The organism is Paenibacillus sp. JT22N15 (genome assembly GCF_059383755.1).
Genome location: NZ_JBXENV010000004.1, coordinates 307,211 through 320,217, shown reverse-complemented (window position 1 = coordinate 320,217; position 13,007 = coordinate 307,211). Strand labels below are relative to the sequence as shown.

Here is a 13,007-nt window from a genome sequence, read left to right as displayed (position 1 = left end):
AGCTACACTCTCCTTTTGGTAAGTATATGATATAAATATGCATACTTTATAATACATCATTATGCATTCTTATTGAAAGGATCATGCTGCTTACCACATGATACCCTGCCCCTGTTACTACCACCTCAAACCCACCCCGTAAATTCCAATATCGACGCCTTTGCTGATTGTGCTTCGGATTTCGCCCCTTTGCGCCATTCTTTTGGAGATGCTCCCATAAGCTTGGAGAAGCAGCGATTGAAGCTGGAAATGGAATGAAAGCCGACCTGCTCGGAGATCGAAAGGATCGAAAAATCTGAGCTTTTCAACAGCTTGCAGGCCTCTTCGATCCGGGTGCTGTTCAGAAAATCAAGAGGAGCGCTGCCCATGATTTCATGGAATTTTCTGCGGAAATGGGTGGTGCTTAAGTGGCATAGATCGGCCAGAAAATCGATGGTAATAGGGGTCATATAGTTTGTCGTGATATATTCCAGTGCTGGAGAGATGACAAAATCCCACTTCAGACCTTGCTCCGTTTCTTGTTCGGCCAGCATTTCATTCGTGGAATGAATTCTAATGAGCTCTATGTAAAGGGATAACAATAAGCCGTAGGCACTTTCCTGATAGTACGGATTTTGCTGCTTCAATTCCTCTACAACCGACGTGGCAAGGGAATAGATTTTGGGATACTGCTCCTTATTTAAAATACAGTGCTTTCCCTGGACCCTCCACAGGTTCGGCTCGAAGCTGCTGTAAGCACTCTTAAAGGTTTGCTGAAACAGATCCTCCGGTGAAAAAAAGAGATAGGACCATAGACTAGCTTCATTAGGCGAGCTATACGTGGTGTGGGGAAGATATCTGGGAAGGAAGGTCACATCGCCTGCCTTGAAAGGTACCGTTTCTCCTTTGATCTCCATGCTGCCGCTATCCGAATGGCAAATACCGATCTCCAAGTGGTTATGGAAATGAAGATGCTCGCTTTTGATATCCGAAATTCGCCAGCGTTCCCCGCTTAACAGCAGAACAGGGAAGTTGATCGGCAAGCTGTAGTGGCGGTATTCGATGACGGGCTTCTTTTTTCTAGGCATATTCCACACTCTCGTTCCCATTACGTTAATTTGAGTTGATTATAGGTGAAAGCACTGCCGAATTCAATGAGCGCACAAAAATAAATGATCGAAATTGCACATTTTTTCTACGAATATGCTTAGATGTAGACTATTTTAATGCTTACAATAGAGATTATAAAGCGTTTACAATAACTCGGATGGCTCTCAGGCGCCTTTGGGAGACATGTGCGAAGGAGAGGGGTATTTAATATGCTTCAAATTACTTATGACAGGGAAGAGATTTTAAGCGTTATAGACAAAGTTACGAGAAAAACACTAGCTATGGATTTAACATGGGACTGGCCTTGCGGAGTAGCTTATTATGGTGTATCCAGAGCTTACCAGGCAACAGGAAATAAAGAGTATTTGGATGCGCTTATCAGTTGGGCGGATGAATATATTGAGCTGGGCTTGCCGAGCTGGACGGTCAACACCTGTGCGATGGGCCATGTGCTGATTACGTTGTATGAAGAAACCGGCAACCAGAAATATTGGGATATTGTGATGAGCAAGGTGGATTATCTCCAAAATAGTGCGCTGCGGTTCGGAGATCATGTGCTGCAGCATACGGTGTCCGTGTCCAACGATTTTCCGGAGCAGGCTTGGGCGGACACGCTGTTTATGGCGGCATTTTTCCTGCTGCGGGTAGGCAGCAAGCTGCAAGATCAGGCGATGATTCAGGATGCCCTGAATCAATATTACTGGCATATTAAATACCTGCAAAACCCTAGCACCGGCCTCTGGTACCATGGCTACAATAATGTGAAGCAGGATCATATGTCTGGGTTCTACTGGGCGAGAGCAAATGCCTGGGGTGCTTATACGATGTCGCAGGTTAAGCCGCTGCTAAAGGAATGGTATTTGTATCCGCAGTGTATGGACGTGGAGTGCTCGCTCCGGGATCAGTTGGCCGCACTGAAGCTAGTGCAGACGGAGAACGGCTTGTGGCGGACCTTGCTCGATGACGTGGAATCCTATGAGGAGGTATCTGCGTCCAGCGGAATTGCGGCGGCGATGATCAATAACGGCAACCCGCTGCACACTAAATATGTGCAGAAGGCCCTCAAAGGCATCATGGAAAACATTAGTGAGGATGGACGGGTACTTTCTGTATCTGGCGGAACGGCAGTCATGAAGGACCGGGAAGGGTACCGCAACATCCCAAAAGATTGGACACAGGGCTGGGGACAAGGCTTAGCACTCGCTTTTCTATCCGATATGCTCAAATAGGAGGGAATCCATTTGTCGAAAAAAACGACGGGGGCCTTTACCCTCCCGGGTGAGGCTGGTTATGAGGCACTGACTCTGGAATTAGCAGAGCGCTGGGGCGCCGATGTCATTCGTGACAGTGACGGCACGAAGTTGTCCGATGAGATTATTAACGCAGGGTACGGTATCTATTCGACGATCTGTATCGTAAGAGACCATAATGAGTGGGCGTCGCAAAATCTGGATAAGCTGCAGCAGTGTTTTTTAATAACGAATCCGAAGGTAGCGGTGCAGGATTATTTATCCGTTTATTTGATGGAGGACTTTTTCGCTGAGCAGTTCAGAGTAAATGATTCCAAAGAGGCGTTTAAATATTGGCAAATTGTTGACCGGACGACTGGGGAAGAGGTTCCGAGAGAGCAGTGGAATTATGACCGCGAATCGGGGAATGTGGTGCTTACCGGAATTGTGCCTTGGCATAAATACACGGTCAGCTTCATGGCCTACCGGATCTGGGAAGAGATCTCCATGTACAATCACACCACGAATAACTGGGACAAAGAGCATCTAATGCAGATTGATCCGATGTATCTGGAAACGCAGCAGTATATGCTCGACTGGATGGAAAACTGGTGCGCCCAGCATAAGGAAACAACGGTAGTCCGGTTCACCTCCTTATTTTATAATTTTGCCTGGATCTGGGGCAGCAGCGAGCGCAATCGCCATCTGTTCTCGGATTGGGGCTCCTATGATTTCACGGTGAGTGCCAAAGCGCTTGATCTGTTCGCCAAAAAGTATGGTTATTCGCTGACGGCCGAGGATTTTGTAAATGGCGGCAAATACCGCGTCAGTCATATTCCGGCGGAGCAGCGCAAGCTCGACTGGATGGCATTTATTAATGATTTTGTCATTGGCTTCAGCAAACAGCTGATTGATATTGTGCATAAGCATGGCAAGCTGGCTTACGTCTTCTATGATGACAGCTGGGTGGGCATGGAGCCATATAATGATCGTTTTCCGGAGTTTGGCTTCGACGGCATGATCAAATGCGTATTCTCGGGTTATGAAGCACGGATGTGTTCAGGGGTAAAGGTGGACACGCATGAAATCCGGCTGCATCCATATTTGTTCCCGGTCGGATTAGGCGGACTGCCTACCTTTATGGAGGGCGGCGATCCTACGCTGGATGCCAAGAAGTACTGGATTAATATCCGTCGCGCCCTGCTAAGAGAGCCAATTGATCGGATCGGATTGGGCGGATATTTGCATTTGGTGGAGCCTTACCCGGAATTCTGCGATTATATTGAGAAGATTGCCAATGAATTCAGGGAGATCAAAGAGCTGCACCAGCAAGGCAAGCCGTATCAGATCAAGACGAAGGTTGCGATTTTGCACAGCTGGGGCAAGCTCCGATCGTGGACCTTGTCCGGCCATTTCCATGAGACCTACATGCATGATCTGATTCATATCAATGAGGCGTTATCTGGCTTGCCGGTTGAGGTCGGATTCATCGATTTTGAGGATATCCGCCAGGGAAAACTACAGGACTATGATGTGGTGATTAATGCCGGCTCGGCCGGTTCAGCATGGAGCGGTGGAAAGCACTGGAACGACAGCAAATGCGTGGACATGCTGACCAAATGGGTATATGAGGGTGGTACGTTTATCGGGGTTAACCAGCCTTCGGCGGTTGAAGGGTATGACAGCTTTTTCAGAATGGCCCATATTCTCGGTCTGGATGAGGATACCGGCGCCAGAGTCGTTCATGGCAAATGGACTTACGAGGCTCGTGACGAGCACGGACTGGTGCCTGTTGGGGCTAGCATTGCAGCTAAGAAGGGCATCTATCTTACCGACGGGTCAGCTGCGGTTGCGCATGAAACGGACGGACAAATCACGCTGTCTACGCATGCTTTTGGCAAAGGCAAGGGAATCTACCTTCCTTCGTTCGAATTCAGCTTGGAAAATACCCGATTGCTGCTGAACCTGATCCGCTATGCCGGCAATGAGCTGAATGAAACGAAATACATGACGGATAACTTATATACGGAGTGTGCATATTATCCGGAAAGTAAAATACTCGTTGTAATTAACAACAGCGATCAGCTTCAAAGCACGACAATTGATACGGAATATGGACAACAGACGCTTGAATTAGCTCCATATGACACGACGATCATGACGATTGGCGGTTTATAAACATAGAATATTAATTAATGAATCCGCAAGGCTGTCAAAGGTTATCAAATGCAGAAAGCCGCTCTCTAATGGAGCGGCTTTCTGCTTCCTATACACGTCTCATGAGTAGCACGACTGTAATGCGGGCAAGAGGGAAACGAATTAATCAATCTCTAGCCATGCTTCGAAAAAATTACGTAGTTCTTGTCCTTCTTCCTTGGTTGAAACAAGATATTTGCAAATAATCTGACCTGGCTTGTACCCCAAACGTTGTGAAGTGCTCCAAAATTCCTCTGCATTCATTTGTTTGTCGCGGTTCATCCAGAGCAATCCATGCAAATAATTTCTTTCTTCATCGTCACCTTCGCGTATAATATTTTTCACCTCTGAATCTACAAACATGCCGCAGACCATTGAATCATTAAAAGGGCCAGCAAGTATATCTGCCGATAGACCAGGGTCATCCAAATACAACTGCACCATTTCTTTATCCTGAAAATTAAAAGAGCGGACTGGTGATAGCTTGGCTTTTATTACGCGTAGTGGTTGATCTTGCATATGCTGGTATTTTTCGAGCTTTTTTTCTCTTGCTTCGATTCGTTCGGTCACTTGCTGCAAATAGGCGATTTTCTGTTCCAATTCAGTCTTTGTTTCTCTCAATAATAAGTTTAAATCATCGGCACTCTTGGTATTGATGATTTTGATTGTAGATAGGGGGAGCTCAAGACTTCTGAAAAAAATAATATCACAAATATCGAGCATCGTTTGGTATGAAAAATTCCGGTAGTTGTTATCGTCGTTGCGTTCAAAGCGAATCAGGCCCTCTTTATCCCAAAACCTCAAAGTTGATGTAGGCACACCGAGAGCTTCCGAAACATCGCTGATCTTTATTAATGGTTCCATGTATTATTTCCTTTACTTAAGTTATTGACTTTAAAGTTGCTTTAAAGTTTATAATTTTTGATTGTAGCATATTAGAAAGGCGAATAGAACTAAACTTTCATATGCGCATTTACTTAGAGAACTTGTAAAGCATCGATAAAGAGGAAACACAGGGGGAGAGCAACGATGGTTACGTTACTGCTAATTATTATTTATCTCGCATTTATAGGTCTTGGATTGCCAGACGCCTTGCTAGGCAGTGCTTGGTCAGTTATGAAACTCGATATTGGCGCCAGAACAGAAATGGCAGGTTATATATCGTTAGTGATCTCATTTTGTACGGTTATATCCAGTTTATTTGCAAGCAGATTGTTGCATAGATTTGGCACAGGTAAGGTAACTTTATTCAGCATCCTATCAACAACGATCGCCTTATTTGGATTTTCTTTATCAAACGAGTTTTTATTCTTTATATTCCTTGCAATTCCTTTGGGCTTAGGCGCCGGTTCTGTAGATGCAGCATTAAGTAACTATGTAGCGCTGCATTTCAAAGCCAAGCATATGAGCTGGCTGCATTGCTTCTGGGGAGTTGGAGCCATGTCGGGACCTATTGTTATGTCATTTTCGCTTGATAATGGAGGTGACTGGCGTGCAGGATACGTTACGATAGCGATATTACTTACTGTTATAGTGGTAATATTATTGGCATCGCTGTCTTTGTGGAGAATATTGGATAATAAAAAGCTAGGAAATGACGACGAAAAGAAAGCAGTCAGTAACAGAGAGGCTTTGCGAATCCGTGGTGTTAAAATGTCCATGGTTTCGATGCTTTGTTACAATGGCTCGGAAACAGCCGCAGGTCTATGGATGGCGTCCTTTTTTATAGCTAGTAAAGGGATTTCTCCTGGGAAAGCAGCGGCTCTGTCCTCCTTATTTTATATTGGCATCATAATAGGACGTATCTTTTCAGGATTTCTCTCGACTTATGTATCAAGTAAAAGCCTTATAAGATATGGTGGATTAGTTGGCTGCGCGGGACTGCTGGTTCTTATTTTACCGGTTCCATACGGGGTTGCTGCAGGAGCCTTGTTTGTAGTAGGGCTAGGTGGCGCACCCATCTATCCTAGTATTGTTCATGCAACACCGGAACGATTTGGGGAAAAAGCTTCTCCGAGTGTAATTGGACTTGAAATGGCAAGCGCTTATACGGGTTCAACTCTGATTCCATTATTAATGGGGATTATTGCAAGCCAATTCGGTATGTTCATGGTACCCATTATTTTGCTGATCCTGTTTAGTATTATGTTTGCATCTTCAGAAATGGTTAATAGAGTTCACAAGCATAAGCTTGTATAACGCAGTACTAATTCAGCAAATATCATCATCCTACATAGTTTTCTTTAAAATTCATGGCTGATCTGGCCTCAAGTTCATCCCTCTGCTTGTTCCTTCTCTTATCTGTGCATGATATCATCATTATTATTCGTAGTTTTGGAATCGAGCAAGCAGGGGGGCAAGGAATCAATGTGGGGGATAAAGCAATTCGTGCAGCAGCGCAAGTTGTTGTTAAAAATGATCTTCTCTTATTTAATCGTCAGTTTTATATTAATCGGTATTTTTTCATTTCTTGTCGTCGATAAAGTGACCGGGAATTTGACCGATGATATTTTCGACTCGGTGGAGACGATGAACAATCAATCCTTTAATACGGCGAATGTGCTGCTTTCATCGACCTATCATTATTTTTCATCCGTCTATATTGGCAATGAGCATATCATTAACGGGTTGTACGGGGAACAATTCTCCGTTTTGGATACGTACCGAATTAATCAATATTTAATTGATTTAAAGGCAGCCAACCCCTTAATTGAATCGATATATATTTATAATTTTGAAAATGATGCCGTTTTCTCATCGGAGACGATGCTGCAAACCGTAGACGATTTTTATGATCAAGATATGACCCAAATTATTAAAAATACGAATACGTCCAAGCTGGGCATTTTTATACCGCGCCATTTGGTCGCCTTAAAATCGGATCTGAAAATAGATAAAAACCTGATCTCGCTCGTTTATTCCAAATATGCGACCAAAGAAATCGTGGACAGTACGTTTGTTGTAAATCTGGACCAGCAGACGCTGCAAAATCTAGTCACCAAGGGCATCGGCAATGAATCCCTTCAATCGATGATCATTAACGAGGAAGGAACCGTTATCTCTCATTCTGATTCCAGCCTGATCAACCAAAATTGGGGGAGCGAGGCGCATATTAAGAAAGTGATTCAATCGAAATTCGACAAAGGCGAATTGAGGGAAGAGATTGATGGCAAAAGCTATCTGATTTCATATATGAAAGCGGATTCTTTGGGCTGGAGCTTCATTGGCATGGCGGAAATAAACAGCCTGCTCACAAAGGTAGATAAATTAAAGCAATTTATTGTATGGCTGACCTTTATTTTTATCGCGATTGCGGCGCTGACGGTGCTGTTCTCTATTCGCTTAATCTACACCCCGATACATCGGCTGATTAAACGAGTGGGCTCCTCTCTCGGAGAGCTGCGTGATGGCGCACAGCTTAATGAATATGAGTTTTTAACAAAATCCTTTCAGCATTTGGAAAGCAAAGTGAGCGATTTGCAGCATAATATTTCGGGTTATAAGCCTGCGAGAAGGAAGGAGCTGCTGACCTTTGTCGTGAAAGGCGGGTACGTTCCGCATGTGCATGACAAGCAGCTTTCAGAGCTGGGCATTCGTTTTAAAGGTGACCGGTTTCAGGTGTGCATGCTGCGCTTGGATGGTTTCGAGCAGCATTTTGGACGGATGGATTTAATGGATGTGTCCTTAATTAAGTATGCTGCGGCGAATATTGCCGAGGAAATTATTGCAGGCCAGCTTCAAGCAGCTGTGTTTGACGATCAGGATGATGGCATCGTTATGCTGCTGCATTGGTCATCCGAGAGCGAGATTACGCAGCATGCTATTTTGAAAATGATTCAGGATGTGCAGGCTAGCATTTCCTCTTATTTGAAAATCAGTGTGACGGCTGCGGTAGGCAGCGTCGTTCATACGATAGAAGAAATTCCGCATTCCTGGAATTTGACCTATCATGCGTCCCGTTATCGTTTGATTTACGGCCATCATGCTTTCATCACGTCTGAAGCTATTCGCGCTAATGAGCAGCAGGAGCATGAATACCCTGTCGCGTTCGAGAAAGCGATAACGGACAGTCTGAAGATGGGGGAGCGGGAGAAGCTCCAGCAGGCGATTGGCGATTTTTTTCATGAATTAAAGGGTTATCCGTACGATGAAATTATGTTTTTCCTGTCCCAGCTATGCGGAAGCATGATCCGAATTTTCAAAGGCATGCTGAACGAAGAGGATTTAATGTACAATGGCATCTCTGCCCTGCCGGAGAAAATAAGAAAGCAGGAAACGATTGAACAAATGGAAGTCGAATTTCAGGCGGTATGTGGGCAAATCATGGAGCGGAGAGATCAAAATTCATCGCAGAAAAACGTGAAGGTCGTTTTGATCATTACGGATCTCATTCAGCAGGAATATACTAATCCGAATTTGTCAGTGGAAGGATTGGCGGAGCAAGTAGGCTTATCTACCAATTATGCCCGCAAAATATTTAAAGATCACACAGGCAAATCCATTACCCAATATGTGACCGATTATCGATTTGAGAAGGCGAAGCAGCTGTTGCTGGAAACGGATCATTTGGCAGGAACGATATGTGAAATGATCGGCTTGACTAGTAAAAATCATTTTTATGCCGCGTTTAAAAAGTATACCGGAAAGTCGCCGATTCATTTTCGCAAGGAATACCAATTAATCGATAAATTGAAGGATATCCAAACGCAAGAGGGCTGATGCAGCCATTTATTTCGCGTGGAATGGGGGGATTAGCCGTGAAGGCAAGTCACTTATCAAATTATAGATTAGGTCTTATACTCGTGTTGGCCTGTCTTCTTCTTGCAGCGGGCTGCCAAGGAAGCTCTGCCAAAAGCCTAAAGAATGCAACAGCAAAGCAAGGAGAGAAAGCGGGTGATCCCGTCACCTTAAAGGTGATGTTCTTTGGGAGCGAGCCAGCCGATATGGACAAAATTTTGGCGGAATTCGAGCGTTTAACGAAAGATACCCTTCACATCAAGCTGGACATTTCATGGGATATGGCCGATACCTATAATCAGAAAATGAAATTGAAAATGGCGGCAGGCGAGCAGATTGATATGCTGTTCGATGCTTCGTGGATGAATTTGGAGCAAAACATTGGACAAGGCTACTACCAGCCCTTGGATGATTACTTTCAGAATGAGAAGTACCCGGGCTTGAAGCAGGCGTTCCCGCAAGCGGTTTTGGATGCTAATCGGATCAATGGCCGCCTGTATACGATTCCTTTGACGAGCAATTATGCGGATTTTGGCACGATTTTCATTCGGAAGGATTTGAGGGAGAAATACGGGCTGCCCCAGATTGAAAACATGGAGCAGTTCAAAGTGTTTTTGGAAAAGGTTGAGCAAAACAATCCGGAAATCATTCCGTTTGGAATTGGCAATCGCGGATTTTTTGATATGTTTTATAATTTTAATGACAAGCAAACCCGGTTTCGAGCGGTGCCTCATGTGATTTATGGGACGGGCGTTGAATTTAACTTAGTTTTGTCTGACGACGGCAAGCATGTTTTAGGCGCAACAACAATAGGGGATCCAGACGCGGACTACGCCAAGCTGCCTGCGCCGTTTAATCAATCCGATTATTTCTACAGCCACAATGATAAGAGAGTAGAATTCAGCCGTTTCATTCCGAGGGATGTGCTGAGCAATGTAGAGGATCTGGTCGTTACGGGGAAAGCGGCTGCGGGAGAAGGGGCCATAAGCGGCATTTCAAAAATCAAGCAGCGGCTGAAGGCAGCCGTGCCGGAAGCGGATCTAGAGGTTTTTGTTTATAATGATGCGGCTCGCACGATGCAGCCGAAGGCGATAGGAACCTCCTATAAAGCGTGGAATAATATCGTCATCCCGATCTTTTCCAGGCATAAGGAGGAGTCGATGAAATTTATGAATTGGCTGTACGAGAGTGAGGCCAATCATGATCTATTCGAGCTAGGTATTGAAGGGCTGCACTGGAACCAGAAGGGCGACCATATGTATGAGATGACGCCGTATGCGAAGGATTATTTGTTTCCCGCCTACGAATTGACGCTTAACCCGTTATTATCCCGTCTGAATGCTGATCATGACGAGCAGACGCTGCAATATTTGCAATATCAGGCGAGCGAGGATTCTTATTATCGGGTAGCCTTAAGCGGCTTTACCTTTAATCCCGAGCCGGTGAAAATTGAAATCGCGAAAGTGCAGCCGCGCTACGATGCTTTTAATCTCATTACGCAGGCCGGGCTTGAGCCGAGCTGGCGAGAAGAGGCAAGCAAGCTGAATGCCGAGCTTCGCAGGCTGGGACTGGAGAAGATCCGGGCAGAGTTTATAAAACAGGTACAGGCATATATCGATAGCGGTGGCCACTAGATAAGGGCTAGCCCACAAAGTCATTTCATGACGGCGGGGGCGGCCCTTTTTTGTGCGTTTTAGGTAGAAAAAGTGAGATTAGATAGTTCATAAATGGTAATAAACATGGTTTTCCCTAGATTGAATTCTAGCCTCGAACAGCCCGAAACGAAATAATAAAGGAGCCAGTTGGAGCTTACATAGTCAACAATCAGATAAAGGAGGTTCAGCATGGAAAATTCCATAGCGCATCAAGACCAAGCAATAAAGCGGATCACACTGAACAAGAAGCCCTCTTTTTTTAAGGAGATTCGAAAAAATCATTTGCTGTATTTGTTAACACTGCCCGGCATTCTGCTGTTGTTTGTCTTTTCCTATTTGCCGATGTTCGGGATTGTCATTGCCTTTCAAAATTACAATCCGGTAAAGGGGATTTTGAAAAGCGAATTCGTTGGCTTTAAAAACTTTCAGTTTTTTCTGGAATCCAGCGATGTGTATCGTGTTGTCTTTAATACGCTGTTTCTAAATTTCCTATTTATCGGCTTCGGCACCCTTGCTTCATTAATCATCGCCATCATCTTCTCGGAGCTGAAAGGAAAATATTTTAAACGGATCGCACAAACGATTGTAACCCTGCCGAACTTTTTGTCCTGGACGGTGGTCGCGACCTTTGCTACCTCATTCCTCTTGTACAAAGAGGGGCTGATTAATCAAATTCTGAGGGATTTTGGTTTAGAAGGCTTGGCCTTCTATAACACAGCTGCGTATTGGCCGCTTATTCTCGTCATCATCAAGCTGTGGCATGCCGCAGGCTTTGGCTCAATCGTGTATCTGGCTACGATATCGGGCATTAATCCGGAAATTTATGAAGCGGCTTCCATGGACGGAGCCACGCGCTGGGGCAAAATCCGCCATATTACGCTGCCGATGGTGAAGCCAACGGTCATGCTGCTGCTGCTGCTTGCCATGGGGAACATTTTCTACGGGGATTTCGGCATGATTTATGCGATCGTAGGAAAAAATGCGCTGCTCTATCCGACAACCGACGTCATCGACACCTATGTGTATCGGGCACTGGTGGATTTGGGCAATGTGAGCATGGCCGCCTCCGTCGGTCTCATTCAATCCATCGTCGGCTTCGTGCTGGTCGTAACGGTAAACCAATTGGCACGGAAATTTTCGCCTGATTCGGCGCTCTTCTAATAAAACTATCAGTAAAGGTGTGGCGTAGCATGATAAAAGAAAGCGCTGGAGACCGGCTGCTCCTATCGCTCATGTATGTCGGAATAACGGTATTTGCTCTCGTATGCCTGATTCCGTTTATGACCGTCATTAGCGGTTCATTATCCACGGAGGGCTCCATCATTAGAAACGGATTTACGCTGCTTCCGAAGGAATTTTCCCTAGAAGCTTATAAGCTTTTGCTTAAGGACAGCACAATTTATAAATCCTATGGCGTTACGATTTTTGTGACGGTCGTTGGTACCGTATTGGCGATGATTGTGACCTGTGCGCTTGCTTACCCGTTGTCTGTCAAATCGCTCAGATATCGCAATTCGATTAACTTTTATGTCTTTTTTACGATGCTGTTTCATGGCGGTCTGGTAGCTACATACCTGCTCATTTCCAAATATTTAGGGCTTAAGGATACGATCTGGGTGCTGATTATTCCCGCCCTTATTAACCCATGGAATATGTTCCTCATGCGTAATTTCTTCAATTCCATTGATGAATCGATTGGCGAATCGGCCAAAATTGACGGGGCCAATGATGTTTATATTATGTTCCGCATTATGATTCCGATCTCCTTGCCCGCTATTGCGACGATCAGCCTGTTCTACGCGCTCGCCTTTTGGAACAAATGGTTTGAGGCGATGCTTTACATTTCGAATGAAGATTTGTTTCCGCTGCAATATTTGATTAAACGAATTTTGGATAATGCGGCATTTGCCAACAATCTTGCATCAGGCGTAACGGCTCCGGGCTATATTGTCCCTACTTTGACCTCAAGGCTCGCAACGACAGTCGTGACGATCGGCCCGATCATATTCCTCTATCCGTTCTTGCAAAAATATTTTGTAAAAGGGCTGCTCGTTGGCTCAGTCAAAGGCTAATCTCATCGCAGGATGATTTTAGATAGATG

The 13,007-nt window shown here is 44.9% G+C and carries 9 protein-coding genes; 7 read left to right on the top strand and 2 right to left on the bottom strand.

The genetic code is table 11. The features are described 5' to 3' along the window. Nucleotides 1-125: 125 nt before the first annotated feature. Nucleotides 126-1,088, bottom strand: coding sequence for a helix-turn-helix domain-containing protein (locus AC50X8_RS09980; protein ID WP_494879587.1), 963 nt, complete (start codon nucleotides 1,086-1,088; stop codon nucleotides 126-128). A 210-nt stretch (nucleotides 1,089-1,298) separates the two neighbouring features. Here AC50X8_RS09980 and AC50X8_RS09975 point away from each other — a divergent pair, with 210 nt between their 5' ends. Further along, nucleotides 1,299-2,318, top strand: a complete 1,020-nt coding sequence (locus tag AC50X8_RS09975; RefSeq protein WP_056041078.1) for a glycoside hydrolase family 88/105 protein — start codon at nucleotides 1,299-1,301, stop codon at nucleotides 2,316-2,318. Nucleotides 2,319-2,330: 12 nt separating this feature from the next. Continuing rightward, a complete protein-coding gene (gnpA, locus tag AC50X8_RS09970) occupies nucleotides 2,331-4,496 on the top strand; it encodes a 1,3-beta-galactosyl-N-acetylhexosamine phosphorylase (protein WP_494879585.1) in 2,166 nt (721 codons plus the stop codon). 141 nt (nucleotides 4,497-4,637) lie between these two features. On the opposite strand, the gene AC50X8_RS09965 is transcribed toward gnpA, so the two are convergent. Then, a complete protein-coding gene (locus AC50X8_RS09965) occupies nucleotides 4,638-5,378 on the bottom strand; it encodes a MerR family transcriptional regulator (protein WP_494863345.1) in 741 nt (246 codons plus the stop codon). Between the two features lie 165 nt (nucleotides 5,379-5,543). Between AC50X8_RS09965 and AC50X8_RS09960 the strand changes: the two genes are divergently transcribed. From AC50X8_RS09960 to AC50X8_RS09940, 5 genes are all read left to right on the top strand, one after another. Continuing rightward, nucleotides 5,544-6,713 carry an MFS transporter gene (locus tag AC50X8_RS09960; RefSeq protein ID WP_494879583.1) on the top strand — a complete coding sequence of 390 codons (1,170 nt, stop codon included), beginning with the start codon at nucleotides 5,544-5,546 and terminating at the stop codon, nucleotides 6,711-6,713. Nucleotides 6,714-6,881: 168 nt separating this feature from the next. Beyond that, the gene (locus AC50X8_RS09955) at nucleotides 6,882-9,233 is read left to right on the top strand and encodes an AraC family transcriptional regulator (RefSeq protein ID WP_494879582.1); all 2,352 of its coding nucleotides are present in this window, start codon (nucleotides 6,882-6,884) and stop codon (nucleotides 9,231-9,233) included. Nucleotides 9,234-9,271: 38 nt separating this feature from the next. Beyond that, complete coding sequence (locus AC50X8_RS09950; RefSeq protein ID WP_494879581.1) at nucleotides 9,272-10,885, top strand: extracellular solute-binding protein; 1,614 nt, start codon at nucleotides 9,272-9,274, stop codon at nucleotides 10,883-10,885. Nucleotides 10,886-11,095: 210 nt separating this feature from the next. After that, nucleotides 11,096-12,067 carry an ABC transporter permease gene (locus AC50X8_RS09945; protein WP_494879579.1) on the top strand — a complete coding sequence of 324 codons (972 nt, stop codon included), beginning with the start codon at nucleotides 11,096-11,098 and terminating at the stop codon, nucleotides 12,065-12,067. 29 nt (nucleotides 12,068-12,096) lie between these two features. Next, nucleotides 12,097-12,978, top strand: a complete 882-nt coding sequence (locus AC50X8_RS09940) for a carbohydrate ABC transporter permease (protein WP_430153717.1) — start codon at nucleotides 12,097-12,099, stop codon at nucleotides 12,976-12,978. Nucleotides 12,979-13,007 lie beyond the last annotated feature (29 nt).

Excerpts from the sequence above, each read along its gene's own strand:
- AC50X8_RS09980 (WP_494879587.1), bottom strand. The coding sequence starts at position 1,088 with ATGGGAACGAGAGTGTGGAATATGCCTAGAAAAAAGAAGCCCGTCATC.
- AC50X8_RS09975 (WP_056041078.1), top strand. The coding sequence starts at position 1,299 with ATGCTTCAAATTACTTATGACAGGGAAGAGATTTTAAGCGTTATAGAC.
- AC50X8_RS09965 (WP_494863345.1), bottom strand. The coding sequence starts at position 5,378 with ATGGAACCATTAATAAAGATCAGCGATGTTTCGGAAGCTCTCGGTGTG.
- AC50X8_RS09960 (WP_494879583.1), top strand. The coding sequence starts at position 5,544 with ATGGTTACGTTACTGCTAATTATTATTTATCTCGCATTTATAGGTCTT.
- AC50X8_RS09955 (WP_494879582.1), top strand. The coding sequence starts at position 6,882 with ATGTGGGGGATAAAGCAATTCGTGCAGCAGCGCAAGTTGTTGTTAAAA.
- AC50X8_RS09945 (WP_494879579.1), top strand. The coding sequence starts at position 11,096 with ATGGAAAATTCCATAGCGCATCAAGACCAAGCAATAAAGCGGATCACA.
- AC50X8_RS09940 (WP_430153717.1), top strand. The coding sequence starts at position 12,097 with ATGATAAAAGAAAGCGCTGGAGACCGGCTGCTCCTATCGCTCATGTAT.